This window comes from Polaribacter sp. (genome assembly GCF_965656025.1).
Lineage (GTDB): Bacteria > Bacteroidota > Bacteroidia > Flavobacteriales > Flavobacteriaceae > Polaribacter.
Genome location: NZ_CBFHJT010000011.1, coordinates 1 through 25,466 on the forward strand (window position 1 = coordinate 1; position 25,466 = coordinate 25,466).

The window sequence follows — 25,466 nt, forward strand, 5'->3', positions numbered from 1 at the left end:
TAGAACCTAGTTTCCCATTAATATTGAATTCAAATCCAGTCAATAATTCTGCTTCGCCATCAATAACATTTCTCAATCCACGAATACTTACAGTATCTGCTTGTATTACTTTCACCATAGATTGATGTAATCTACTTACCACTCTATTGTCAGATGCATTTAATAGAAGCAAACGCAATGCAACTCGCAACACTTTACCAGCTTTTCCTGCTCTTCCAAATTCAGAACCATTTTCTCGGGTTCTTTGAAACGCAGGATCATTTGCAATTCTTTGAGCGTCTACGCCTCCTTTTTCTCTGGCCAAATGACCATCTTTTGTTTTGTAAAAAGTAATATCTCCAATAGTACCTTTTAGTTTAATAATTCCTTTTTGTCTTGCCATAATTTCTAATTTTTAATGATTATACACTCAAATATTAGAGGTTTTGATCAATAAAAAAAGAAGGGGTTGTTCTAGATGTCACTCAATGGTACAAATGGCAAACAGCGTCATTAATAGTGGGAATAAGTTGGCTAAAAATCAGTATATTGATGGTGTAAGACAACACCATAGTAAAAGTATAGATAGTATATGAAAAAAGAGATGCAAAGAGTATGCATCTATCCAAAAGACGTTCAGATCATTACTGGTAAAAGTTATCGTCAAAGCGTTAGATTGGTGCATAAAATTAAAATAGAGCTCAATAAAACTACCAAAGAGTTCCTAACTATTGATGAGTTTTGTGAGTACACAGGCATAAAATATGAACAAGTTTCCCACTTGATTTTAGGCTAAAACACTAAAGAGGTAAACTTCACACAATTCATTTCAAAACTCAAACTAACATTTTTAAATACCAGTTCATTTATTAGTATAGTTTCTATAAAAATTACTTTGAAATAGTTTCAATTTTTGTTATCTTTATATTATACAATTTAGTGTTTTTTAGTAGGTAAAAATAGGGGTCTAAATCGGTGTCACTTTTCAAATAAAATTTGTAAATAACTGATTATCATATATAATATAAAGAGGTTCAACACCCTCTTTCTCCGCAAAACCTCGCAATTTTATTGTGAGGTTTTTTTATAAAAACTTTTTTCTATATATAGAAGGACTCATTTTTTTTATACTTTTAAATTGTCTGTTAAAATTAGAAATATTTTTAAAACCAGATTTATAGGCCATTTCTGCTAAATTTAAATCGCTATTAGAAAGTATTAGTTTACATACGTTTTCTACTCTTAGTTCATTTAAAAACCTAAAATAACTTTTGTTTGTTCTTTTTTTGAAATATTTACAAAAAGCATTTTTAGTCATAAAAGCAATATTAGCAATAGCCTCTAAATTTATATCGTTTGTATAATTATTTATGGTGTATTCAAAAATGGCACGCATTCTATTTCCTTCGTCAGTTGTATATTTTTTCTCATAAATAAAAGAAGATAAACTTTTGTACTCTAGGTTAGAAAGTCTCTTTAATAGTTGTAATAAGCCCACAAAACGTTCAAATTTGGTTACTTTTTTTAAATTGATAAAAAGAGAATTTAAATTATATTCAGAAGTAATTTTAAAGCCATGTTTTGCATTTTTAAAGAAGTTTTTAGTTTCATGCAATTCTTCTAATTCAAAAAAATGATTACCAAAAGAGTTTTCTTTGAAGAATAACGTAATCATGTGCGATTTTTGATTGGAGTTTACTAAACTTCTAAACACGTGAGGCAAATTACTTCCCAAAACTAAAACATCACCTGTCTTATAATTATTAATAGTATCTCCAACAATTAGTGTTCCTTCACCTTTTAATATATAACTTATCTGAATCTCTTCATGCTGATGTAATTTGTTGTAAAAAGATATCTCAACATCTTCTTGATAGACTAATGCATCATTTTTAGGTTTTGGAATTTGAAAAGGAAACACTTTCATATTGTAAATATATGCAAATAATAACCTTAAATAATTTTTTTATTTATTATTTGGATAATATAGTATCTATTTTGGATAAAAGTAAGTTAACATCCAAAGTATTTCAAAATGTAAATTTGTAAGAATGTATTATAACAAACAAGAAATATCATGTGTATACAATGGAGTGGAGTAATGCCAGCAGTATTTACGTGGCTTAAAGAGTCAAAATCTGGCGCTTTTGAAATTGACTTTGATGTAACACAAAAACAAGCTGCAAGTATTTTAAAAATTCAAGGAAGGGGCGGAAGTAGAATGAGTGGACTAATCGGATCTGGCACTTTAGGTGAGAATAGTTACCTGAGCAACAAACAACGTCTTTCTTTATTGAAATCACTTTCTGAGGTTGCTAAAGAACACAATGTTCCGTTAATTAGTGGAGCTGCAGCAGAAACTAAAGAAGAACTTGCTAAAATTGTTGAAGGGCTTGCAAAAGTTGGAGTTGATACCGTCATGGTAATGCCACCAAAAACAATGGAGGTTCCTACAGAAAAAGAAATGTATGAGTACTATGCACTTTCCGAAGCAACTGCAAAAGATGTAGGTGTAACAATTATGCCTTATAACAATCCTGATGCAGCTGGTTATCATGCGCTCTCAACAGATCTTCTTCTTAGACTTTCTGTTCTTCCTGAAGTAACTGCACTTAAAATATCTACAATCGATGTTTCAATTATTGAAACCCTAATGTTAGAGAACAAATATTTAAAAATTTTAGCAGGAGTAGATACAGTCACTGTATATGCTGGACTTGCTGGTGCATGTGGTGGAATAACGGGTGTAGGTTGTATCTTTCCAAAAGCAAGTGTCACTATGCAAGAGTATATTTTAAAAGGAGATTGGGCAGAAGCAAATAAAATTTCTCAGGCTTTAAATTCCCTATCTTTTTTGGATGCTCAGCCACTACTTTTGGAATATCTTAAGTTTGCTATGGGAATTCATCATAACGATGTTACCGGAGGGCTGCGTACCTTTGGTAAGAAATTAACTCAACAGCAAATTGATGATGTCCGTTCAAGATATATTTTGGCGAAAGAAAGGCTTGAAGTTTTAGACTTAATAAGTTGATCTTTTTAAATATTTCTTAATAAGAAAGCTTCGTTTTTTAACGATGTTATAATTAAAAATTATAATAATTTTAGTGATGGTTATGAGAAAAGCTTTTCTTTTCAAGGTATTATTGTAAAGTTGTTTTTTATCAAAAAAATTAGCTTACAAACGAGTAAAATTGAAAAAAAATATCAAAAGAATAATTAAAAATGATTACAGGAAAAAATTATATTGGCAATTCTTTGTCATCAAAAGGAAATAAAACATTTACAACATTTAATCCGCAAAAGAATATTGAAAATAATTGGGTTTTTAATGAAGCAACTTCTGAAGAAGTAAACCAAGCATGTGAATTAGCTGCAAAAGCATTTAAAATATATTCTAAAATCTCAGGAGCAAAAAAGGCTGAATTTTTAAGAAAAATTGCAGAAGAAATAGAAGGTTTAGGAGACCAGTTATTAAAAGTATATTCTTTAGAAAGTGGTTTGCCAGCAGGAAGAGCAGCAGGAGAAAGAGGTAGAACTCTAAGTCAATTACGAGCATTTGCAAATCATGTGGAAGAGGGTAATTGGGTAGAAGCAACTATAGATACTGCTCAACCAGATCGTGAGCCAATGCCAAGAGTAGATTTACGTAAAATGAATGTTTCTTTAGGTTCAGTTGCAGTTTTTGGAGCTTCTAATTTCCCACTAGCGTTTTCCACTGCAGGTGGAGATACTGCAGCAGCTTTAGCAGCAGGTTGTCCTGTAATTGTAAAATCGCATCCAATGCATGCTGGAACTGGAGAATTAGTTTCTTTAGCAATAATAAAAGCAATAGAAAAAACAGGAATGCCAAGTGGTGTTTTTTCAAATTTAAATAGTAGTGGTATTGAAGTAGGACAAGAATTAGTACAAAACCCAAATATAAAAGCAGTTGCTTTTACAGGAAGTTTAAAAGGAGGAAGAGCTTTGTACGATTTAGCAGCAAAAAGAGACGAACCAATTCCGGTTTTTGCAGAAATGGGAAGTGTAAATCCTGTAGTTATTTTGCCAAAAGCACTAGAAAATAGAGCAACAGAAATTGCAAAAACATATGCTGGTTCTATTACTTTAGGAACAGGACAATTTTGTACAAATCCAGGCTTAATTTTAGGAATAAAATCTGCAGGATTAACCAATTTTGTAAATACCCTAGCAGAAGAAATCGTTGCTATTGAACCTTCTTGTATGATACACCCAAACATTGCAAGTACTTATGAGAAAAATAAAAGTAAAGTAGTTTCTCAAAAAGGAATTGATATTTTGGCTGAAGTTTCCAAAAATGTACAGCCTAATTTTGCAAAACAAGTTGTAACTTCTGTGAAAGGAAAAACGTTTCTGGAAAACCCTACTTTACATGAAGAAGTTTTTGGACCTTATTCTATAGTTGTTCAATGTGAAAACGAAGATGAACTACAAGAAATAACATCAAAATTAGAAGGGCAGTTAACAGGTACTATTATTTCTGATGATAATGAAATTAGTGAATATGTAAATGTGGTTCACGAATTGGAAAATAGAGTGGGAAGAATTATTTTTAATGGAGTTCCAACAGGTGTAGAGGTTTGTCCAGCAATGCTACATGGTGGTCCATATCCTGCATCAACAGATAGTAGGTTTACAGCCGTTGGTGTGGACTCTATAAAACGTTTTGTAAGACCTTTCAGTTTTCAAGATTGGCCAAATAATTTATTACCAAAAGAACTCCAAAATAACAATTCTTTAAATGTTTTAAGAACTGTAAATGGTAAAAAAACAACTGATAATATCTAAAGAATGAAAAATTATAAAATTTTTGGATTTTTTTTAATTCTTAGCTTTATTTGCTGCAAAAATGAATCGCCAAGCGAAACTTTAGCTAAGATAATTTCTAAACATGAAAATAGAATACAACCAGAGTTTGATCCTTATGAATCTTTAGAAAACCACAATAAATTTCATCAATTACAAGCAGAAAAAGCCCAGAATTTAATAAAGGAACTCGAATTAGTACCTGAAGACGGTTTATCTGAAAGCGAAAACATTTCAAGAGATTTATTATTGTTTGTTTTACAAGATAAAATAGACAGAAATAGATATAAAATGCATCTTAATCCTATGACAAATGAAGTAGCATTTCATTTAAATTTAGGAAACATGGGAAACAATAAACTAAAAACTAAAGAAGATGTAAAAAAATATTTACAGCAACTAGAAAGCTTACCCAAAAGAATCGATTTTAATATAAGCTTATTAAGAGAAGGTGTAAAACAAGGTGTTTCTCAACCTAGAAAAGCCTTTAGTAACTTCAGTTTTACGTATAATAAGCATATTGTTTCAGAAGTAAAAGAGAGTGTGTTTTACAAACCATTTTTAAAATTTCCTTTAAACTTATCAGAAAAATTTAAAGATTCGGTTTTAAAAGTTGCAAACATGAGTGTTCAAAATAACGCCATTAATCAATACAAAAAAATCAAAACTTTTTTTGAGGAAGAATATTTTCCAAACACTAGAAAGGGTTTAGGAGTTGGTTCAATAAAAAACGGAAAAGAATTTTATCAAAATAGAATAAACTTCTATACAACCAGCACAAAATATACTGCAGACGATATTCATAAAATAGGCTTACAAGAAGTTGCAAGAATAAAAGCAGAAATGCAAAAAATTATTGATGATTTGGGTTTTAAAGGTTCTTTTTCGGAATTTTTACAGTTTTTAAGATCAGATGAGCAATTTTATCCAAAAACAGCCAAAGAACTATTAATGTTTGCAAGAGATATTTCTAAAAGAATTGATGCAGAATTGCCAAAATATTTTAAAAAACTACCAAGAAAACCTTATGGTGTTGTCCCGGTACCAGCTGCAATTGCTCCAAATTATACTGGAGGTAGATACTCTGGTTCTCGTAATGAAACTACCGCTGGTTTTTACTGGGTAAACACCTATAATTTACCAAGTAGAACTTTATATACGATTCCTGCATTAACAGCTCATGAAGCAGTTCCTGGGCATCATTTACAAATGTCTTTAAACAATGAAATGCCAAAAGATAAAATTCCAAAGTTTAGAAGAAATCTTTATTTATCTGCTTATGGAGAAGGCTGGGGTTTGTATGCAGAAACTTTGGCAGACGAAATGGGGATTTATACAACACCTTACGAAAAATTTGGAAAATATACCTACGAAATGTGGCGTGCTTGCAGATTGGTGGTAGATACAGGAATTCATGCGAAAGGTTGGACTAGATTACAAGTAATTAATTATATGGCAGCAAATACAGCTCTTTCTATTCACGAAGTAACTACGGAAACCGACAGGTATATTACTTGGCCTGGGCAAGCAATTTCTTATAAAATTGGCGAAATTAAAATTCGTGAATTGCGTAAAAAAGCAGAAAATACATTAAAAGATAAATTTAATATTAGAGATTTTCACGAAGTTATTTTAGGCGAAGGAACTGTAACTTTAGCTATTTTAGAAAACCGAGTAAATAATTATATCAATCAGAAATTAAATGAGTAGAAATACTTTTTTTTGTGTTGATGCACATACATGTGGCAACCCTGTTAGGGTTATTGCTGTTGGAGGCCCAAACTTAGTTGGTAATAATATAAGTGAAAAGCGTCAACATTTTTTAAAAGAGTTCGATTGGATAAGGAAAGGATTAATGTTTGAACCAAGAGGTCATGATATGATGAGTGGTGCTATTTTATTTTCTCCTCACAACCCAGATAACGATTTTGCCATTTTATTTATAGAAACCTCAGGTTGTTTGCCAATGTGTGGTCATGGTACAATTGGTACCATTACAGTTGCTATAGAAGAGGGGTTGGTAACCCCCAAAATCCCAGGGAAAATTAAAATGGAAGCACCAGCAGGTTTAGTAGAAATTGAATACCAACAAACAGGAAAAAAAGTAGATTGGGTAAAATTAGTAAATGTAAAAAGTTATTTAGCAGCAGAAAACTTAACAATTGATTGCCCAGAATTAGGCGAACTTATTTTTGATGTAGCTTATGGTGGTAATTTTTATGCAATTGTAGATCCGCAGAAAAATTTTGGAGGAATTCATCACTTTACAGCGGGAAAAATTGTGCAATATTCTCAAATTGTAAGACACAAAATCAATGAGAAATATCCAAATATATTTGTACATCCAGAAAATAAAACAATTAGAGATGTATCTCATATGCTTTGGACAGGCAATCCAATAGATCTAAATTCTTCTGGTAGAAACGCTGTTTTTTATGGAGACAAGGCAATTGATAGAAGTCCTTGTGGAACAGGAACTTCTGCAAGATTGGCACAATTACATGCTAAAGGAAAGTTAAAAGTTGGCGATAGTTTTATACATGAAAGTTTTATTGGTTCTAAATTTACTGGTAAAATAGAAAGCGAAACAACTATAAATGGAAAACCAGCAATTATACCAAGCGTTCAAGGTTGGGCAAAAATTTATGGATATAATAATATTATTATTGATACCGAAGACGATCCTTATGCATATGGTTTTCAGGTGATTTAGTTTTAATTATTTTTTAGATAAAAATGAGTAAAAGTATAGCAATTATTGGAGGTGGAATTATAGGCGTATGTACTGCCTATTATCTTCAAAAAGAAGGCTACAAAGTTACAATTATTGATAAGTCAAACATGTCTTCTGGAGCGTCTTATGTAAATGCAGGATATATAACTCCAAGTCATTTTATACCTTTGGCAACACCAGGTATTATTACAAAAGGAATCAAATGGATGTTTGATGCTACAAGTCCTTTTTATGTAAAACCAAGGTTAGATTTAGACTTTTTAAAGTGGAGTTTAGCTTTTAAAAAATCGGCAACAAAAGCAAAAGTAACCAAAGCTATAAAACCAATTTTAGATATTAATTTGTTGGGTAGAGATTTGTATGACGATTTAAAAACGACAAAAGATTTCGATTTTCATTATGAGAAAAAAGGCTTGTTGATGCTTTATAAATCAGACAAAGTAGGAGAGGAAGAATGGAAAATTGGAAAATTGGGGATTCAACAAGGTTTAAACGTTGAAAATTTGTCTAAAAAGCAAGTTGAAAAAATAGAACCTAATGCAAATTTAGATATCAAAGGTGCTGTTTATTTTCATTCAGATGCACATATGACACCAAACCTATTTATGGAAGAGATGATTTCATATTTAGAAAAAAAAGATGTTATTTTTTATAAAAATGAAGAGGTACTTGATCTAGAATTAAAATCAAAAAAAATAACAAAAATTATAACGAACAAAAGAGAAATTAAAGTAGATGAAGTAGTTTTAGCAGCCGGAAGTTGGAGTCCTTTAATCACAAAAAAAATAGGTTTAAAAATACCTATTCAAGCAGGAAAAGGGTATTGTTTAAATGTAAAAAGTGATACAAAAATTTCAATACCATCAATCTTGTGCGAAGAAAAAGTTGCTGTAACACCAATGCAAGGTTTTACACGTTTTGCTGGTACTATGGAAATTGCAGGTATCAATCATAAAATAAACCCTAAAAGAGTAGAAGCAATTGCAAAAGCAGGTAAAAGATACTACAAAAATTTAGAAATCACATCCGAAGAACAAGAAAACGCAACTTGTGGTTTACGACCTTGTTCTCCAGACGGATTACCTTATATCGGTAAATCTGAAAAATGTAAAAACCTTACAATAGCAACTGGTCATGCTATGATGGGTTGGAGTTTAGGACCTGCAACTGGTAAATTAGTTTCAGAAATTATTTCAGAACAAAAAACTTCTGTTGAAATTTCTTCATTTCATCCAGATAGAAAATTTTAAAATAAAAAAAGTATGCAAAATTTTGGAATTGGAGGTTCTACTCCAGAAATTGAATTAGAAAAAATAACACCTTTAGAAAACTGTCCAGAACCCATTCAAAAAGAAGAATATAAAAATCGAATTCAAAAGGTTTGTAAGTTGATGGTAGAAAATAATGTACAAGCCATGTACCTGAATGCAGGTACAAATTTATTATATTTTACAGGAACACATTGGCACGCAAGCGAGAGAATGGTAGGAGTAATAATTCTACCAAATGAAGAAGTCCACTACATTGCCCCAAATTTTGAAATTGGCACCATAAAAGATTTTCTCGAAATAGAAGGTAAAATTCATGGTTGGGAAGAGCATGAAAGTCCACATAAATTATTTTTGCAAATTTTAAAAGAAAATAATATTACTGAAGGTGAGATTCAGTTTGATGAAACAACGCCTTTTTCTATTATAGATAGTTTATTAAAAGAAAAACACTCTTTTTTATTTGAAAAAGCTACAGAAATAATTGCTGCCTGTAGAATGGTTAAATCTTCTGCAGAAATAGCCATTATTAAACATGTAATGGACATCACATTAGAAGTTCAAAAAGCAGCTGCTAAAATTTTAAAAATAGGGATCACTACAAAAGAAGTAGAAAACTTTATTCACGAAGCACATAAAAAATATGGAGTTGCATCTGGATCTTATTTTTGTATTGTTCTTTTTGGTAAAGATTCCTCTTTTCCTCATGGAGTAAAAAATCCGAAAAAATTAGAGTTGAATGATATAGTTTTGGTAGACACAGGTTGCCAATTGCATGATTATATTTCAGACATCACAAGAACTTATATTTTTGGAGAACCAAACGATTTACAACGTAAAATTTGGAATATCGAAAAAGAAACCCAACAAGCAGCTTTTGATGCAGCTATTTTAGGCAATTCTTGTGGAGAAATTGATGATGCATCTAGAATTGTTTTAGAGAAACACGATTTAGGACCCGATTACAAATTACCAGGTTTACCACATAGAACGGGTCATGGAATTGGTTTAGATATTCACGAATACCCTTATCTATTAAAAGGAAATACATCAAAAATAGAAGTTGGTATGACTTTTAGTAATGAACCAATGATTTGTGTACCTAATGAATTTGGTGTGCGTTTAGAAGATCATATTTACATTACAGAAACAGGAGCAAAATGGTATACAGAACCTGCGCATTCTATAAAAAATCCATTTGGTTATTAATCGTTGTCTCAAAGAATAATTGTATTTTTATACAATGGATTTATTCTCTTCAGAAACTATAAAAAACATTCTTCCTTTTGATGGGGTAACCAATTATCATGGTATTGTTTTAAATAAAAAGCAATGCGAATTTTATTATCAAAAACTATTAAAAACCATCGATTGGAAAAATGATGAAGCCATTATTTTTGGTAAGAAAATTATTACCAAAAGAAAAGTGGCATGGTATGGAGAGTCAGCTTTTTCATATAAATATTCAGGTATTACAAAAACAGCAAATATTTTCACAAAAGAGCTACTAGAACTCAAAAAAATAGTTGAAAAAGAAAGTAAAGAAACTTACAATTCATGTTTATTAAATCTATATCATTCAGGTGAAGAAGGAATGGCTTATCATTCAGACGGAGAAAAAATGTTAAAAAAAAACGGTGCAATTACATCACTTTCTTTAGGTGCCACACGTAAATTTTCTTTTAAACACAAAGAAAATAAACAACGCGTAGACGTAATTTTAGAAAATGGTAGTTTGTTAGTTATGAAACAAGGCACCCAAACCAACTGGTTACATCGACTACCACCCACAAAAAAAGTGCAAACGCCTAGAGTAAATTTAACGTTTAGAACTATAGAATTGTAATCTTATAATTACTTTTGCAATAAAACTTTATACTTGAGTTCTAACAATCAACAAACCATAAATTTAAATAAATACATCAGCTCTTCAGGAATTTGTTCTAGAAGAGAAGCTGAAAGATTTATTAATGAAGGTAGAGTTACCATTAACGGAAAACCCACACAATTAGGAAATAGAGTTGGTAAAAAAGACGTTGTAAAATTAGATGGCAGATTGGTAACACCCAAAAACAAAACGTTATACATTGCACTTAATAAACCTGTAGGTATCGTATCTACCACAGATGGTAGAGAGCCCAATAATATTGTAAAACACATCAATCATCCAGAGCGTTTATTCCCAATTGGGCGTTTAGATAAACCATCAGAAGGACTTATTTTTTTAACCAATGATGGCGATATTGTAAATAAAATTTTACGGGCAGGCAATAACCACGAAAAAGAATATTTTGTTTCTGTAAATAAATCCATTACACCAAATTTTATTGATAAAATGAGTAATGGAATTCCCATTTTAGGAACCATCACCCAAAAATGTAAAGTCGAAAAAGTAGCAGATAAAATATTTAAAATTATTTTAACGCAGGGTTTAAACAGGCAAATTCGTAGAATGTGCGAATATTTAGATTACGAAGTTACCAAGTTAAAAAGAACCCGCATTATGAATGTGACATTAGGGTATTTACAAACTGGCGATTGGCGTGAATTAACCGAAGATGAAATGAAAGAAATCAACAACATGATTTCTACATCTTCTAAAACGGAAGAGGCTTCTAAAATTCAAGAAAAACCCAAGAAGAAAATTTCTAAAAAAAAGCCAGTAGCCGCTAAAAATCCATTTAATAAAAAAAGTGCTACCTTCAGAAAATCATCACCAAAAAATAAAAGAAAAAATAATAGTTTTTCATCTAAAAAAAAACGTAGATAATTTTTCGGGCGTTCCTTTCAGGTCAGGCTTTTGCTACAATCTTTTTTTTATTAAACCTGTTTATATTTCATTTTTTGAATAGATAAATTCATTTTAAAAAGACTGTATTTAAAGTTAATTCAGAAAAAAAGGATTTCCACGTCAATCCTTAACGCATCTTTTTGCCAACAATTTCAAACCAATAATTTTTAGTTTTATATAACAACTCATTTTCAACATCAATTCTTAAATAATAGTATCTTTGTCGCCAATGAAATTCGATTTAAAAATAACAGATCCAAAAAGTAAAGCTAGAGCAGGCGTAATTACTACAGATCATGGAGCAATAGAAACCCCTATTTTTATGCCTGTAGGTACCGTTGGTACTGTAAAAGGCGTACATCAAACAGAATTAAAAGAACAAGTAAACCCAGATATTATTTTGGGGAACACTTATCATTTATATTTAAGACCAGGTTTAGATATTTTAGAAAAAGCAGGAGGTTTACATCAATTTATGAATTGGGATAGAAATATTCTAACAGACTCTGGTGGTTACCAAGTATATTCACTTTCTGGAAGAAGAAAAATTAACGAAGAAGGTGTAAAGTTTAAAAGCCATATAGATGGTTCTATGCACTTTTTTACGCCAGAAAACGTTATGGAAACGCAACGTACAATTGGTGCAGACATAATTATGGCTTTTGATGAGTGTACACCTTATCCCTGTGAATATAATTATGCAAAACGCTCTATGCATATGACACATAGATGGTTAGATAGATGCATTAATCATCTAGAAAAGCTACCTTATAAATATGGATATGAGCAAACTTTTTTTCCAATAGTACAAGGAAGTACGTACAAAGATTTAAGAAAACAATCTGCAGAATACATTGCAAAATCGAATCAACAGGCAAATGCCATTGGAGGTCTTTCTGTGGGGGAACCTGCTGAAGAAATGTATGCAATGACAGAAGTGGTTACAGAAATTTTACCTGAAGACAAACCTAGGTATTTAATGGGAGTTGGAACACCCATAAACATTTTAGAAAATATTGCCTTAGGTATAGATATGTTCGATTGTGTAATGCCAACCAGAAATGCCAGAAATGGAATGTTATTCACTGCCCACGGAACCATCAATATTAAAAATAAAAAGTGGGAAGATGATTTTTCTCCCATAGATGAAATGGGAATTACGCATGTAGATTTACTATATTCAAAAGCCTATTTACGTCATTTATTTGCAGCGAAAGAAATGCTGGGTAAACAAATTGCATCTATACACAACTTAGGTTTTTATGTTTGGTTAACAAGAGAAGCCAGAAAACATATTATTGCAGGAGATTTTAGAGAATGGAAAGATAAAATGGTAAAACAAATGGATAAAAGACTTTAGTTAATAGTTTTTGGTTAATGGTTTCTAGTTTAGAACCAGAAACCAGAAACCAGAAACCACATATAAAATTTGAAAATAATAGATTGGTACATATTAAAAAGATATTTGGTAACTTTTGTGTTTACCTTATTAATCTTAATTCCTATTGCAATAGCCATTGATGTATCTGAAAAAGTAGATAACTTTTTAGAACACCCCAATTTAGGAATAGGAGAAATTTTAAACGACTATTACTTAAACTTTACAATCTATTACGCTAATACATTTATGCCTTTGGCATTATTTATTGCAGTTATTTTATTTACCTCAAAACTTTCTAATAACACAGAAATTATTGCTATAACCAATGCAAAAGTTTCTTTTACCAGATTGTTATACCCTTATTTTTTAGGAGCCACTTTAGTAACCATTATTTCTTTAGGTATGAACCATTATGTGGTGCCAAATAGTAGTAAAGTTAGAAAAAGTTTTGAGAAAAAATATATTAGCAATGCCAAACAAAAAAACGAATTAAAATATGTATACAACTTTAGTTTACAATTAACAGATAGTACGTATGTGTTCATAAAAAATTTTAATACAGACACCAATGCAGGTTATGATTTTGCTTCAGAAACTTATGATGGATTACAATTAAAAACAAAGCTTTTTGCAGATAATATCAAGTTCAACCCAAAAGACTCAACTTTTGCCTTGTTAAATTGGAGACTAAGAAAAATATATAAAACCAAAGACAGTATTTTTAAAGGAAATAAATTAGATACTATATTTAATTTTACACCCAGAGATTTAATTTATAAATCTGCCTTTGCACAAGAAATGCCTTCTGGCGAATTGATAGATTTTATAGATTTATCTAAAAAAAGAGGTGTTAAAAACTTAAATGCTTATTTAGTAGAATTATACAAAAGAACGAGTTTACCAATAGCCTCTTACATACTTACTATTATTGCAGTGGCATTGGCTTTTAGAAAAAGAAGAGGTGGTACAGGTGTAAACTTAGCCATAGGTGTTGGTATTATGTTTTTATATGTATTTTTTATGAAAATTGGTGAAGTTTTAGGCTCAGTAGCCGGTGTAAACTCCCTATTATATGTTTGGATACCTAATATTATGTTTGGTATTTTATCAATCTACCTGTACATAAATGCAAGAAAATAAGCTAAATAACTATTTATTATTACATCTTATTGTATTTATTTGGGGTTTTACAGCTATTTTAGGTGCTTTAATCTCTATTGACGCTATTCCTTTGGTGTTTTTTAGAATGGCATTAGCTGTTTTGTTTATCATACTATACTTTTTAATTAAAAAAAAGAACTTTTCTTTAGATGCAAAAGGACTTATAAGGTTTTTAATAACAGGTATCATTATAGCGCTTCATTGGATCTTTTTTTTCAAAGCCATAAAAGTTTCTAATGTTTCCGTTGCTTTGGTGACTATGAGTACAGGTGCTTTTTTTACATCACTTATAGAACCTGTTTTTTTTAAAAGAAAAATAAAAAGCATAGAAATAGTTTTAGGACTTTTAGTAATCATTGGGCTTTACATTATTTTCAATTTTGAAAGTGAATATAAATTAGGTATTATTTACGCTCTTATTGCATCCTTTTTAGGAGCACTATTTGCAGTTTTAAATGGTCTTTTTATTAAAACTTATCAAGCAGATAAAATATCTTTATACCAACTTTTTTTTGGTACTTTATTTGTGGCCATTTACCTATTATTTACAGACAGTTTTAATTGGGCGTTTTTTAAACTTTCTAATTTAGATTGGCTTTATCTTTTTATATTAAGTTCTATTTGTACAGCCTATGCTTTTATAGCTTCTGTAAAAGTCATGAAGTTTTTATCTCCATATACAGTAATGCTTACCATCAATTTAGAACCCATTTATGCGATTGTTTTGGCTTTGTTGATATTTGGGGAAAAAGAACAAATGAGCGGTAAGTTTTATTTAGGTGCAATTATAGTTTTGTTGGTGGTTTTATTAAATGGAATTCTAAAGAATAGAGCAACGTTAAAACAAAAATTTGCACAAAAGCGAAACAGAAAAAAGTAAGATAATTTTACTCTAAAAAGTAAATTTTATAGTATGTTTGTGTTTACAAACTACTAAAATCAAATAACTACAAATGGAATATTTAGATTTTGAAATGCCAATAAAAGAACTGCAAGATCAGTTGCAGAAATGTCAAATTATTGGCGAAGAAAGTGAAGTTGATGTTACAGCAACTTGTAAGAAAATCGAAAAAAAACTAGAAAAAGCTAGAAAAGATATTTATAAAAACTTGACACCTTGGCAACGAGTACAATTGTCTAGACACCCAAACAGACCTTATACATTAGACTATATAAAAGCCATTTGTGGAGACACTTTTATGGAACTTCATGGAGACAGAAGTGTAAAAGATGATAAAGCAATGATTGGTGGTTTAGGTAAAATTGGCGATCAATCTTATATGTTTATTGGACAACAAAAAGGGTTTAATACTAAAACGCGCCAATTTAGAAATTTTGGTATGGCAAATCCTGAAGGATATAGAAAAGCCTTACGTTTAATGAAAATGGCAGAAAAGTTTGGAATTCCTGTAGTAACTTTATTAGATACACCAGGTGCTTACCCAGGTTTAGAAGCAGAAGAACGTGGACAAGGAGAAGCTATTGCTAGAAACATCTTAGAAATGACACGTTTAAAAACACCTATTATAACTATAGTTATTGGTGAAGGTGCTTCTGGAGGTGCGTTAGGAATTGGAGTAGGAGATAAAGTATACATGATGGAAAATACTTGGTATACCGTAATTTCACCAGAATCTTGTTCTTCTATTTTATGGAGAAGTTGGGAGTATAAAGAGCAAGCTGCAGAAGCCTTAAAATTAACGGGAACTGATATGAAAAAGTTAAAGTTAATTGATGGTATAATTAAAGAACCAGTAGGTGGAGCTCATTCAGATAGAGAGGGAGCATTTAAGGCTATAGAAAATCAAATTATTGCTGCTTTTGAAGATTTAAAAGATTTATCTGAAAAAGATTTGGTAGCTCAAAGAATGGATAAATATGCAAATATGGGAGTTTACAAAGAGTAAATTTTCTAAAAAAATAGAAAGAAATAAAAAAAGCGAAATTCAAAAAAGGGATTTCGCTTTTTTTATTTAAATTGTAACAATAATATAACTATGCCTTGTATAAATTGCAACACCAAATTCGAAGGGGATTTTTGCCCAACATGTGGCGAAAAAAAACATGTCGATAGAATAACACTTAAATCTTTTGTGCAAACTGTTTTTTCTGGATTAACTGAAATGGACAAAGGACTTTTATTCAATTTGAAAAATTTAACATTTTATCCTCAAAAAACAACTTTACAATATATAAAAGGTAAAAGACGTCAAGTACTAAACCCAATTAGTTACGCAATTATTACTATTAGTATTTATCTTTTTTTAGATTCTATATTACCAAAAGCTCAAGGGCTTAAATTAGCTAAAGAGGATGTTTTTGGTGCACAAGAAATGGGAGTAAAACTTGGCTATTTTATTAGAGGTAAAATGAAATTCTTATGGCTAACGTTTATCATTTATATATCTATTTTCACAAGGTTGTTTTTTAGAAAATTTAACTTTTTTGAACATTTAGCAATTAATTCTTTTATAGTAGGTCATGCTACTATCGTAGCAATTATTACTAGATGTATTTACAGTAAAGAGTTGCTTATTTTTAACTTTTTAGTTTATATTTATATGGCTGTTTTAATATATAAAGTTTTTAAAAACCCGAAAGATGCTTTTGGTACAGGAGCAATTTCTTTTTTAGTTGTTTTTTTAAGTTTTTTATTATTTTTAGGAGTCCCGTTTTTAATAGTAAATTTTTTTCAATAAAAAATGCGAAATCTAAAATTTTAGATTTCGCATTTTTAATATAATTTACTTAAAACTAAATACCTAAAGAAGTAAATAATTGTTTTAACCTTGGTTCTGAGGGTCTTGGAGCGTTTGCATCTACAATGTTACCTTTTGGGTCTATTAAAATAAATCTTGGAATGCCATTAATTTGATAGGCTTGCTGAAAGGAATAATCTTGTCCAGACCATAATTGTGTTCCCGTTAATTGTCTTTCTTTTACAAAGTTTCTCCATTTTTTTTCTGCAGCTTCCCAAGAACCACCACTTTTACGAGGTTCATCAGTAGAAATACTAACAAACTCAATATTTTTATTGTGATACTCTTTTTCTAAATCTTTTAAATAAGGAATTTGCTGAATACAAGGTCCACACCAAGTTGCCCAAATATCTAAATACACATATTTTCCTTTAAAAGAATCTAAAGATTTTTTACCACCTTTATAATCTAGATAATCTTGAAACTTTGGAGAAGGTCTGCCTTTTCCTGTTAAAAGGTAGGAGTCATTTGCTTGTTTAAAAGAATTAATCATTTGCTTATTTTGTATGTTAATCATACTCGCAAAAGCACTATCTAACTCATTGTAAGAATTTAGAATACTATCAAATTTTTCTTCAATATTGTTTATTTTTTCTGTAAACTCTTCTTTCTCTAAACTTACAATTAATTGTGGGTTTCCAATTTTTTGACTTTCTAAAACCTGAGCAATTATATAAGAACTATTTTCAGCTCCTTTCCCAGAAAATTTAAAGCTGTTCATAAAGTCATTCGCATTACCCTCTAAATAAATATCGAAACTATTTTTAAGATAAATAGGTGCTTTTTTAATATTACTTGTTTGCAAAACATAAATATCTGCTTTATCAACTTTTAAAGTATCTTTAAAAGTACCATCTTCATTAATTGTAATTGTTTTAATTGTATTATTTCTTCTATCAGAAATTGTTAACGTTTTTTCTTTATTATTTTCTAATTTACCTTTTAAAGTAATATAATTTAAAGGAGCTTCTTTTGTACAAGAAAATAGTGTGATTATTGCCAAAAATAATAGGCTAATTTTTTTCATTTTATTATAATTTAATTCTGCAAAGATATAATTTAATTCTACTTTTTCTATGTTTAAAAAAAATCCCAAACTGCTGTTTGGGATTTTTGATTGTTTAAGAATCAGATTCGTGTTCTGTTCGGGTTTCTTCTTTCTTTTTACCCTTTTTTATTTTGATGATAAGTTTATTGTTTTCTTCATCTAAATCCATGGCAATGGTATCACCTTCCGATAATTTAGAGTTTACAATTTCTTCTGCTAGAGCGTCTTCTATATATTTTTGAATAGCTCTTTTTAAAGGTCTAGCACCATATTTTTTATCAAAACCTTTATCTGCTATATAATCTTTAGCTTTTTCGCTTAAGTTTAAGGTATAGCCTAAATCAGAAATTCTGTGTAAAAGTTTATCTAATTCTATATCTATGATAGAGTGTATGTCTTCTCTTTCTAAAGCATTAAAAACAATTACATCATCAATTCTATTTAAAAACTCTGGTGCAAAAGATTTCTTTAAAGCTCCTTCTATTACAGATTTTGCGTGTGCATCTGCTTGTGCAGCTTTTGTGGCAGTTCCAAAACCAACTCCACCACCAAAATCTTTTAATTGACGAGCACCAATGTTAGATGTCATAATAATTATGGTGTTTCTAAAGTCTATTTTTCGACCTAAACTATCAGTAATATGTCCATCGTCTAAAATCTGTAATAACATGTTAAAAACATCTGGGTGTGCTTTTTCTATCTCATCTAAAAGAATTACAGAATAAGGTTTTCTTCTAACTTTTTCTGTCAATTGCCCACCTTCTTCGTAACCAACATATCCAGGAGGTGCACCAATTAAACGAGAAATAGCAAATTTTTCCATGTATTCGCTCATATCAATTCTGATCAAAGAATCGTCAGAATCAAATAATTCTTTTGCTAATACTTTGGCTAATTGTGTTTTACCAACACCAGTTTGTCCTAAGAAAATAAACGATCCAATAGGTTTGTTGGGGTCTTTTAATCCAACTCTATTTCTTTGAATTGCCTTTACCACTTTTGTTACTGCAACGTCTTGTCCAATTACTTTACCTTTAATTAGTTGTGGTAGTTCATGTAATTTATGACTTTCTGCTTCTGCAACTCTATTTACAGGAATACCTGTCATCATAGAAACCACTTCTGCAACATTGTCTTCTGTAACGATTTCTCTGTTTAGTTTAGAGTCATCTTCCCATTGTTTTTGAGCAGAATCTAAAGCAGCCTCCATATTTTTTTCGTCATCACGTAGTTTGGCAGCTTCCTCATATTTTTGGCCATTTACAGCTTCTGTTTTTTTGTCTCTAATTATTTCTAATTGCGTTTCTAGCTCTAAAACTTGTTTTGGTACAACAATATTTGTGATATGAATTCTTGAACCAGCTTCATCTAAAGCATCTATAGCTTTGTCTGGTAAATATCTATCAGTCATATATCTATTGGTTAATTTTACACAGGCTTCAATGGCATCATCTGTAAAATAGACATTATGATGTTCTTCATATTTACTTTTAATATTGTGTAAAATTTGTATAGTTTCTTCTACAGTAGTAGGGTCTACAATTACTTTTTGAAAACGACGCTCTAAGGCTCCGTCTTTTTCTATATTCGTTCTATATTCATCTAAAGTTGTTGCACCGATACATTGTATCTCTCCTCTTGCTAGAGCAGGTTTTAACATATTAGAGGCATCTAAAGAGCCTGTTGCGCCCCCAGCACCAACAATCGTGTGTATTTCATCTATAAAAAGAATTATGTCTTCATTCTTTTCTAGTTCGTTCATTAACGCTTTCATGCGTTCTTCAAATTGCCCACGGTATTTTGTACCGGCAACTAAACTTGCTAAATCTAGAGAAACCAGTCTTTTATCAAAAAGGATTCTAGAAACTTTACGTTCTACAATTCTTATTGCCAAACCTTCTGCAATGGCAGATTTACCAACACCAGGTTCACCAATTAACATTGGATTGTTCTTTTTTCTACGACTTAATATTTGAGAAACACGTTCTATTTCTTTTTGTCTACCAACCACAGGATCTAGCTTACCATTTTCTGCAAGAGCTGTTAAGTCTCTTCCAAAATTATCTAAAACAGGTGTTTTAGATTTTTTTACAGTTTTACTTTTTTGAGGTTGTTCAAAAGGATTCGATTTTTCAGAAGCAAACTCATCATCAGAAGGTGTTTCTGCAATTGGGTTTTCTGGCAAATCTGTATCTTCTGCATGTAATTGTTTGTACAAAGCTTTTGCTTCATCGTAATTTACATGGTACTTTTGAATCAACTTTGTAGTTGGGTCATTTTCATTTCTAAGAATACAAAGTAACAAATGTGCAGTGTCTATAGATTCACTTTGATATAGTTTTGCTTCTAAAAAAGTCGTTTTTAGCGCCTTTTCTGCTTGCCTTGTTAAGTGTAAGCTTTTCTTTTCTTTCCTTTCTGCAAATGCAGGATTTACGGGGTTTAATAATTCTAGTTTTTTTCGTAAAAGCGTAGTGTCTACATCAAATGCAGTTAAAATTTCCATTGCTTTTCCTTCTCCTTTTCTTATTAAACCTAATAAAAGGTGCTCTGTTCCAATAAATTCGTGACCTAATCTTAAAGCCTCTTCTTTACTAAATGCTATAACATCTCTTACTTTTGGTGAAAAATTATCGTCCATATTTTATTATCTATTGATGTAAATTTAGTCCTTTTTTTTATTAATAATTACAAAAAAGATGCCAACTCTAAAAAACTGACAGTTTGACTATCCAACTAAGTTAGAAAACAATTGAAAATCAACCAAATAAAATAGTGTTAAAAATTATCAAAAAATGTTGATAACTCTCCTTAATTCAGAGCCTATAAATCTTTGTAAATATTGGTAGAAATAGTATCTTGCCTTGTTTTAAAAAAATGAATAATATTAATAGAAAATATATATGGCAGACGGAGAAAAGTTAATTCCAATTAATATTGAAGAGCAGATGAAATCTGCATACATTGATTACTCAATGTCAGTAATTGTTTCAAGAGCATTACCAGATGTAAGAGATGGTTTAAAACCAGTACATCGAAGAGTTTTATATGGTATGCACGAGTTGGGTATTAAAGCTACGGGTTCTTATAAAAAATCGGCAAGAATTGTTGGAGAGGTTTTAGGTAAATATCACCCACATGGAGATACTTCTGTGTACGATTCTATGGTGCGTATGGCTCAAGATTGGAGCGTACGTTATATGATGGTAGATGGTCAAGGAAACTTTGGTTCTGTTGATGGTGATTCTCCTGCTGCAATGCGTTATACAGAGGTTAGAATGCAAAAAATATCAGAAGAAATGTTAGCTGATATTGATAAAGATACAGTAGATCATCGTTTAAATTTTGATGATACTTTGCAAGAACCTACTGTTTTACCAACAAGAATACCAAATTTATTAGTAAATGGTGCATCTGGTATTGCTGTTGGTATGGCAACAAATATGGCTCCACATAACTTAACAGAAGTAATTAGTGGTACAGTTGCATATATAGACAACAGAGATATTGAAATTGATGAATTAATGCAACACGTAACTGCTCCAGATTTTCCTACAGGAGGTATTATCTATGGTTATGATGGTGTAAGAGATGCTTTTCATACGGGTCGTGGACGTATTGTAATGCGTGCTAAAGCCAATATCGAAGAAGTTAAAGGTAGAGAGTGCATTATTGTAACAGAAATACCTTACCAAGTAAATAAAGCAGATATGATTAAAAAGACTGCAGACTTGGTAAACGAAAAGAAATTAGAAGGAATTGCGAATATTCGTGATGAGTCTGACAGAAATGGTATGCGTATTGTATATGTTTTAAAACGTGATGCAATACCAAACATTGTGTTAAATAAACTTTTTAAATACACCCAATTACAAACTTCTTTTAGTGTAAATAATATTGCATTGGTAAATGGTAGACCAGAGCAATTAAACTTAAAGCAATTAATCCATTATTTTGTTGAGCACAGACATGAGGTAATTGTCAGAAGAACAGAATATGAGCTTAAAAAAGCAGAAGCAAGAGCACACATTTTAGAAGGATTAATTATAGCATCCGATAATATTGATGAAGTTATTGCAATTATTAGGGGATCTTCTAACGCAGATGAAGCCAGAGAAAAGTTAATTGAACGCTTCGAATTATCAGAAATACAAGCAAAAGCAATTGTAGAAATGCGTTTGCGTCAGTTAACAGGTTTAGAACAAGATAAATTACGTTCTGAATATGAGGAGATTATGTTAACTATTGCAGATTTAAAAGATATTTTAGCGAATGAACCAAGACGTTACCAAATCATAAAAGATGAATTACTTCATATAAAAGATAAATATGGTGACGAGCGTAGGTCTACTATAGAATATGCTGGTGGAGATATGCGTATAGAAGATATGATTCCTGATACTAAAGTTGTTGTTACAATCTCTAATGCAGGTTATCTTAAAAGAACAAATTTAGATGAGTACAAAGTTCAAAATAGAGGAGGTAGAGGTCAAAAAGGAGCTACCACAAGAAATGAAGATTTCTTAGAACATTTATTTGTAGGGACAAACCATCAATATATGATGTTCTTTACTCAAAAAGGAAAAGTATTTTGGATGCGCGTTTACGAAATACCTGAAGGGGGTAAAAATACTAAAGGTAGAGCCATGCAAAATTTAATCAATATAGAACAAGACGATTCTGTAAAAGCCTTTCTAGTAACTCAAGATTTAAAAGATGAAGATTACATTAATAGCCATTACGTAATTATGGCAACCAAAAAAGGTCAGGTTAAAAAAACATCTTTAGAGCAATACTCTAGACCAAGAACCAATGGTATTAATGCTATTACTATCAAAGAAGGAGATGAGTTGTTAGAAGCAAAATTAACTACTGGAGATAGTCAGGTTATGTTGGCATTAAAGTCTGGAAAAGCGATTCGTTTTGAAGAAGCAAAAACAAGACCAATGGGTAGAACAGCTTCTGGTGTAAGAGGTATTACTTTACAGCACGATAATGATGAGGTAATTGGTATGGTTGCTGTAAACGATATGGATAGCAATATTTTAGTTGTTTCTGAAAAAGGTTATGGAAAACGATCTAGCTTAGAAGATTACAGAGTTACCAATAGAGGAGGTAAAGGTGTAAAAACGCTAAATATTTCTGAAAAAACAGGAGACTTAGTAGCTATTAAAAATGTAGATGATTCTAACGATTTAATGATTATTAATAAATCTGGACTAACCATTAGAATGGCTGTAGAAGATTTGCGTGTTATGGGGCGTGCAACACAAGGTGTTAGGTTGATAAATATTAAAGATGATGATAGTATTGCGGCTGTTGCCAAAGTAGTTCATGAAGAGGATTCAGAAGACGAAATAGAAAATGGCACGGAAATTGAAAATAATGACAGTAATAATATTCAAGAATAATAATAAATTAAATAATCATTAAAATGAAAAAACAAATAATAACACTTTCTTTAGGTCTAATGACGGTCTTAGCATTTGGACAAAAGAAACAATTAAGAACTGCAGAAAAAGCAATTAAAAAGCAACAATATGCAGAAGCATTAACTACCATAAGTTCTGTAGATGGTATGTTAGCAGATATGGATGAAAAATATAAGGCCAAATATTACTTTTTAAAAGGACAAGCCTTAGCGGGTAAGAAAAACTTTGAAGAAGCTGCAGAGTCTTTTAACACACTTTTTTCTTATGAAAAAGAAATTGGTAGACAAAGATATACTAAAGATGCACAACCTATGTTAAACACAATGATTCAAAAAGTGTCTGAACGTGCTATAAACTTATATAATAAAGATCAAGACTTTAGCGAGGCAGCAAAAAACTTTGCTTTAACCTACAAGTTGAGTCCAAAGGATACAGCTTTTTTATACAATGCTGCTTTGAGCGCTTCTAGAGCAAAAGAATTAGATGCTTCTTTAAAATATTTTAGAACTTTAAAAGAGGTAGGATATACAGGTATAGAAACTCAATATCTTGCTACAGAGAAAGCTACAGGAAAAGTTGCAAATCTTGGAAGTAAACAACAAAGAGATTTAATGGTAAAATCGGGTACTTACACAAATCCAGAAAATAAAGTAACAGATTCTAAGCAAGCAGAAATTGTTAAAAATATTGGTTATATTTTAGTGCAACAAGGTAAAACTGAAGAAGCAATAGTTGCATTACAAGAAGCTAGAAAAGCAAATCCAAAAGATGTAAATTTAATTTTAAATGAAGCTCAATTATACATCAAATTAGAAAAAATGGATAAATTTGGAGCTTTAATGAAAGAAGCTGTACAATTAGATCCAACAAACCCAATTTTGTTTTTTAATCTAGGGGTGGTGAATGCGAATGAAAACAAACACGAAGAGGCAATTAAATACTACAATAAAGCAATAGAGTTAGATCCTAAATATGGAGATGCCTACATGAATTTAGCTGTTTCTATGCTTGCAGGAGAAAAGGAAATTGTTGACGAAATGAATAAAAACTTATCTAATTTTAAAAAATATGATGAGTTACAAGAAAAGCAAAAAGCGTTATACAAAAAAGCTTTGCCTTTTATTATAAAAGCAGATAATTTAAAAAGAACAGAAGGTACCGTAAGATCTTTATTAAATATATACGATACTCTTAGAATGGAAAAAGAAGCAGATGCTCTTAGACCAATTTATAAGAAAATGAGAACAGGAAATTAATTTTAATTTTCAATATAAAAAAACCGAAACTTTTAAGTTTCGGTTTTTTTTATATTAATTTTTTTATCACCCTTAGTTTATGTGTGTGCTTTTGTAAGTCTGCATTAAAAATACCACTATGATCTAACGTATCTATTCTAACTTTACCATAGGCGTGTATAATATTATAATCATTTAAAATAATACCTACATGTGTAATTTCTCCTTCTTCATTGTCAAAAAAAGCTAAATCTCCGGCTTCACTTTCTTCAATAAAACTTAATACAATTCCTTGTTTTGCTTGGTCTTTAGCATTTCTTAGCAAATGGTAACCACATAGTTTGTAAACCATTTGTGTAAAACCAGAACAATCGATACCAAAAGGGGTTTTACCTCCCCATAAAAAAGGTGTATTTAAATAAGTAAATGCGGTTTTTATGATCTCTATTTTAGCTAACTTCCCTTTAAAAACTGCATTCTCATAAGTGTATTTTTGATTGTTTATTCTTAATTGACCATTGTTGTAAAATGGCAATTGAGCACCAATAGGCAATGTAGTTAGGTGATTTTCTTGCGAGGTAATAAAGTCTAAAAGTTCAGCAACGTACACACGTTCATCATTAATTAAACTTAAAAAGTCTTTTTCAGAAATTTCAACAAATTGTTTGTTATCAATGTATCCTTCAAAACCATCAAAATTCAATCTAATTTTGCTCCATTGTTTTTCTGTTTCTAAAATCTCAAAAACTTCACCAAAAAGAACCTGACTTGTCATTTCAGACATATCAGATTTATTTGCTCTTAAAGGAACAATACTTAAATTACAAATGCCAAAAAGCATAGATATATTTATA

19 protein-coding genes and 1 pseudogene are annotated in these 25,466 nt (G+C 30.7%); 15 read left to right on the top strand and 5 right to left on the bottom strand.

What is annotated here, in order from left to right; translation table 11 throughout:
* Window positions 1-382 (bottom strand): annotated as a pseudogene (locus ACTG3S_RS03290) (hypothetical protein); the annotation flags it as partial.
* 681 nt (window positions 383-1,063) lie between these two features.
* Complete coding sequence (locus ACTG3S_RS03295) at window positions 1,064-1,906, bottom strand: AraC family transcriptional regulator (RefSeq protein WP_439127948.1); 843 nt, start codon at window positions 1,904-1,906, stop codon at window positions 1,064-1,066.
* Between the two features lie 174 nt (window positions 1,907-2,080).
* Here ACTG3S_RS03295 and ACTG3S_RS03300 point away from each other — a divergent pair, with 174 nt between their 5' ends.
* The 13 genes from ACTG3S_RS03300 to ACTG3S_RS03360 all read left to right on the top strand — a co-directional run bounded on the left by ACTG3S_RS03300 (window position 2,081) and on the right by ACTG3S_RS03360 (window position 16,840).
* Window positions 2,081-3,013 carry a dihydrodipicolinate synthase family protein gene (locus tag ACTG3S_RS03300; RefSeq protein WP_439127949.1) on the top strand — a complete coding sequence of 311 codons (933 nt, stop codon included), beginning with the start codon at window positions 2,081-2,083 and terminating at the stop codon, window positions 3,011-3,013.
* A 191-nt stretch (window positions 3,014-3,204) separates the two neighbouring features.
* Window positions 3,205-4,788: an aldehyde dehydrogenase (NADP(+)) gene (locus ACTG3S_RS03305; protein ID WP_439127950.1), complete on the top strand. Its 1,584-nt coding sequence runs from the start codon at window positions 3,205-3,207 to the stop codon at window positions 4,786-4,788.
* Window positions 4,789-4,791: 3 nt separating this feature from the next.
* A complete protein-coding gene (locus ACTG3S_RS03310; RefSeq protein ID WP_439127951.1) occupies window positions 4,792-6,516 on the top strand; it encodes a DUF885 domain-containing protein in 1,725 nt (574 codons plus the stop codon).
* Window positions 6,509-7,519, top strand: coding sequence for a 4-hydroxyproline epimerase (locus tag ACTG3S_RS03315; protein WP_439127952.1), 1,011 nt, complete (start codon window positions 6,509-6,511; stop codon window positions 7,517-7,519). The genes ACTG3S_RS03310 and ACTG3S_RS03315 overlap by 8 nt, the downstream gene beginning before the upstream one ends.
* Window positions 7,520-7,542: 23 nt before the next feature.
* Window positions 7,543-8,790, top strand: coding sequence for an NAD(P)/FAD-dependent oxidoreductase (locus tag ACTG3S_RS03320; RefSeq protein ID WP_439127953.1), 1,248 nt, complete (start codon window positions 7,543-7,545; stop codon window positions 8,788-8,790).
* Between the two features lie 12 nt (window positions 8,791-8,802).
* Entirely contained in the window at window positions 8,803-10,017 is a 1,215-nt protein-coding gene (locus ACTG3S_RS03325) for a M24 family metallopeptidase (RefSeq protein ID WP_439127954.1), read from the top strand.
* Window positions 10,018-10,051: 34 nt separating this feature from the next.
* Window positions 10,052-10,654: an alpha-ketoglutarate-dependent dioxygenase AlkB family protein gene (locus tag ACTG3S_RS03330; protein WP_439127955.1), complete on the top strand. Its 603-nt coding sequence runs from the start codon at window positions 10,052-10,054 to the stop codon at window positions 10,652-10,654.
* Between the two features lie 33 nt (window positions 10,655-10,687).
* On the top strand, window positions 10,688-11,578 hold the full coding sequence (gene rluF / locus ACTG3S_RS03335; protein WP_439127956.1) for a 23S rRNA pseudouridine(2604) synthase RluF: 891 nt from the start codon (window positions 10,688-10,690) through the stop codon (window positions 11,576-11,578).
* A gap of 250 nt (window positions 11,579-11,828) precedes the next feature.
* Complete coding sequence (gene tgt, locus ACTG3S_RS03340; protein WP_439127957.1) at window positions 11,829-12,959, top strand: tRNA guanosine(34) transglycosylase Tgt; 1,131 nt, start codon at window positions 11,829-11,831, stop codon at window positions 12,957-12,959.
* Between the two features lie 69 nt (window positions 12,960-13,028).
* Window positions 13,029-14,120: an LptF/LptG family permease gene (locus ACTG3S_RS03345; protein ID WP_439127958.1), complete on the top strand. Its 1,092-nt coding sequence runs from the start codon at window positions 13,029-13,031 to the stop codon at window positions 14,118-14,120.
* The gene (locus tag ACTG3S_RS03350; protein ID WP_439127959.1) at window positions 14,107-15,021 is read left to right on the top strand and encodes a DMT family transporter; all 915 of its coding nucleotides are present in this window, start codon (window positions 14,107-14,109) and stop codon (window positions 15,019-15,021) included. The genes ACTG3S_RS03345 and ACTG3S_RS03350 overlap by 14 nt, the downstream gene beginning before the upstream one ends.
* A gap of 73 nt (window positions 15,022-15,094) precedes the next feature.
* Window positions 15,095-16,048, top strand: a complete 954-nt coding sequence (locus ACTG3S_RS03355; protein WP_439127960.1) for an acetyl-CoA carboxylase carboxyltransferase subunit alpha — start codon at window positions 15,095-15,097, stop codon at window positions 16,046-16,048.
* A gap of 90 nt (window positions 16,049-16,138) precedes the next feature.
* Window positions 16,139-16,840 carry a DUF3667 domain-containing protein gene (locus ACTG3S_RS03360; RefSeq protein WP_439127961.1) on the top strand — a complete coding sequence of 234 codons (702 nt, stop codon included), beginning with the start codon at window positions 16,139-16,141 and terminating at the stop codon, window positions 16,838-16,840.
* Window positions 16,841-16,895: 55 nt separating this feature from the next.
* On the opposite strand, the gene ACTG3S_RS03365 is transcribed toward ACTG3S_RS03360, so the two are convergent.
* Window positions 16,896-17,996 (bottom strand): TlpA family protein disulfide reductase, encoded by a 1,101-nt coding sequence (locus ACTG3S_RS03365; protein ID WP_439127962.1) that lies wholly within the window; start codon window positions 17,994-17,996, stop codon window positions 16,896-16,898.
* A gap of 25 nt (window positions 17,997-18,021) precedes the next feature.
* Window positions 18,022-20,586 carry an ATP-dependent Clp protease ATP-binding subunit gene (locus ACTG3S_RS03370; RefSeq protein WP_439127963.1) on the bottom strand — a complete coding sequence of 855 codons (2,565 nt, stop codon included), beginning with the start codon at window positions 20,584-20,586 and terminating at the stop codon, window positions 18,022-18,024.
* Window positions 20,587-20,848: 262 nt separating this feature from the next.
* Here ACTG3S_RS03370 and gyrA point away from each other — a divergent pair, with 262 nt between their 5' ends.
* Both gyrA and ACTG3S_RS03380 read left to right on the top strand, forming a co-directional pair.
* Window positions 20,849-23,356 (top strand): DNA gyrase subunit A, encoded by a 2,508-nt coding sequence (gene gyrA / locus ACTG3S_RS03375; RefSeq protein WP_439127964.1) that lies wholly within the window; start codon window positions 20,849-20,851, stop codon window positions 23,354-23,356.
* Between the two features lie 23 nt (window positions 23,357-23,379).
* A complete protein-coding gene (locus tag ACTG3S_RS03380; protein WP_439127965.1) occupies window positions 23,380-24,633 on the top strand; it encodes a tetratricopeptide repeat protein in 1,254 nt (417 codons plus the stop codon).
* 49 nt (window positions 24,634-24,682) lie between these two features.
* On the opposite strand, the gene ACTG3S_RS03385 is transcribed toward ACTG3S_RS03380, so the two are convergent.
* On the bottom strand, window positions 24,683-25,453 hold the full coding sequence (locus ACTG3S_RS03385; protein WP_439127966.1) for a C40 family peptidase: 771 nt from the start codon (window positions 25,451-25,453) through the stop codon (window positions 24,683-24,685).
* Window positions 25,454-25,466: the final 13 nt, after the last annotated feature.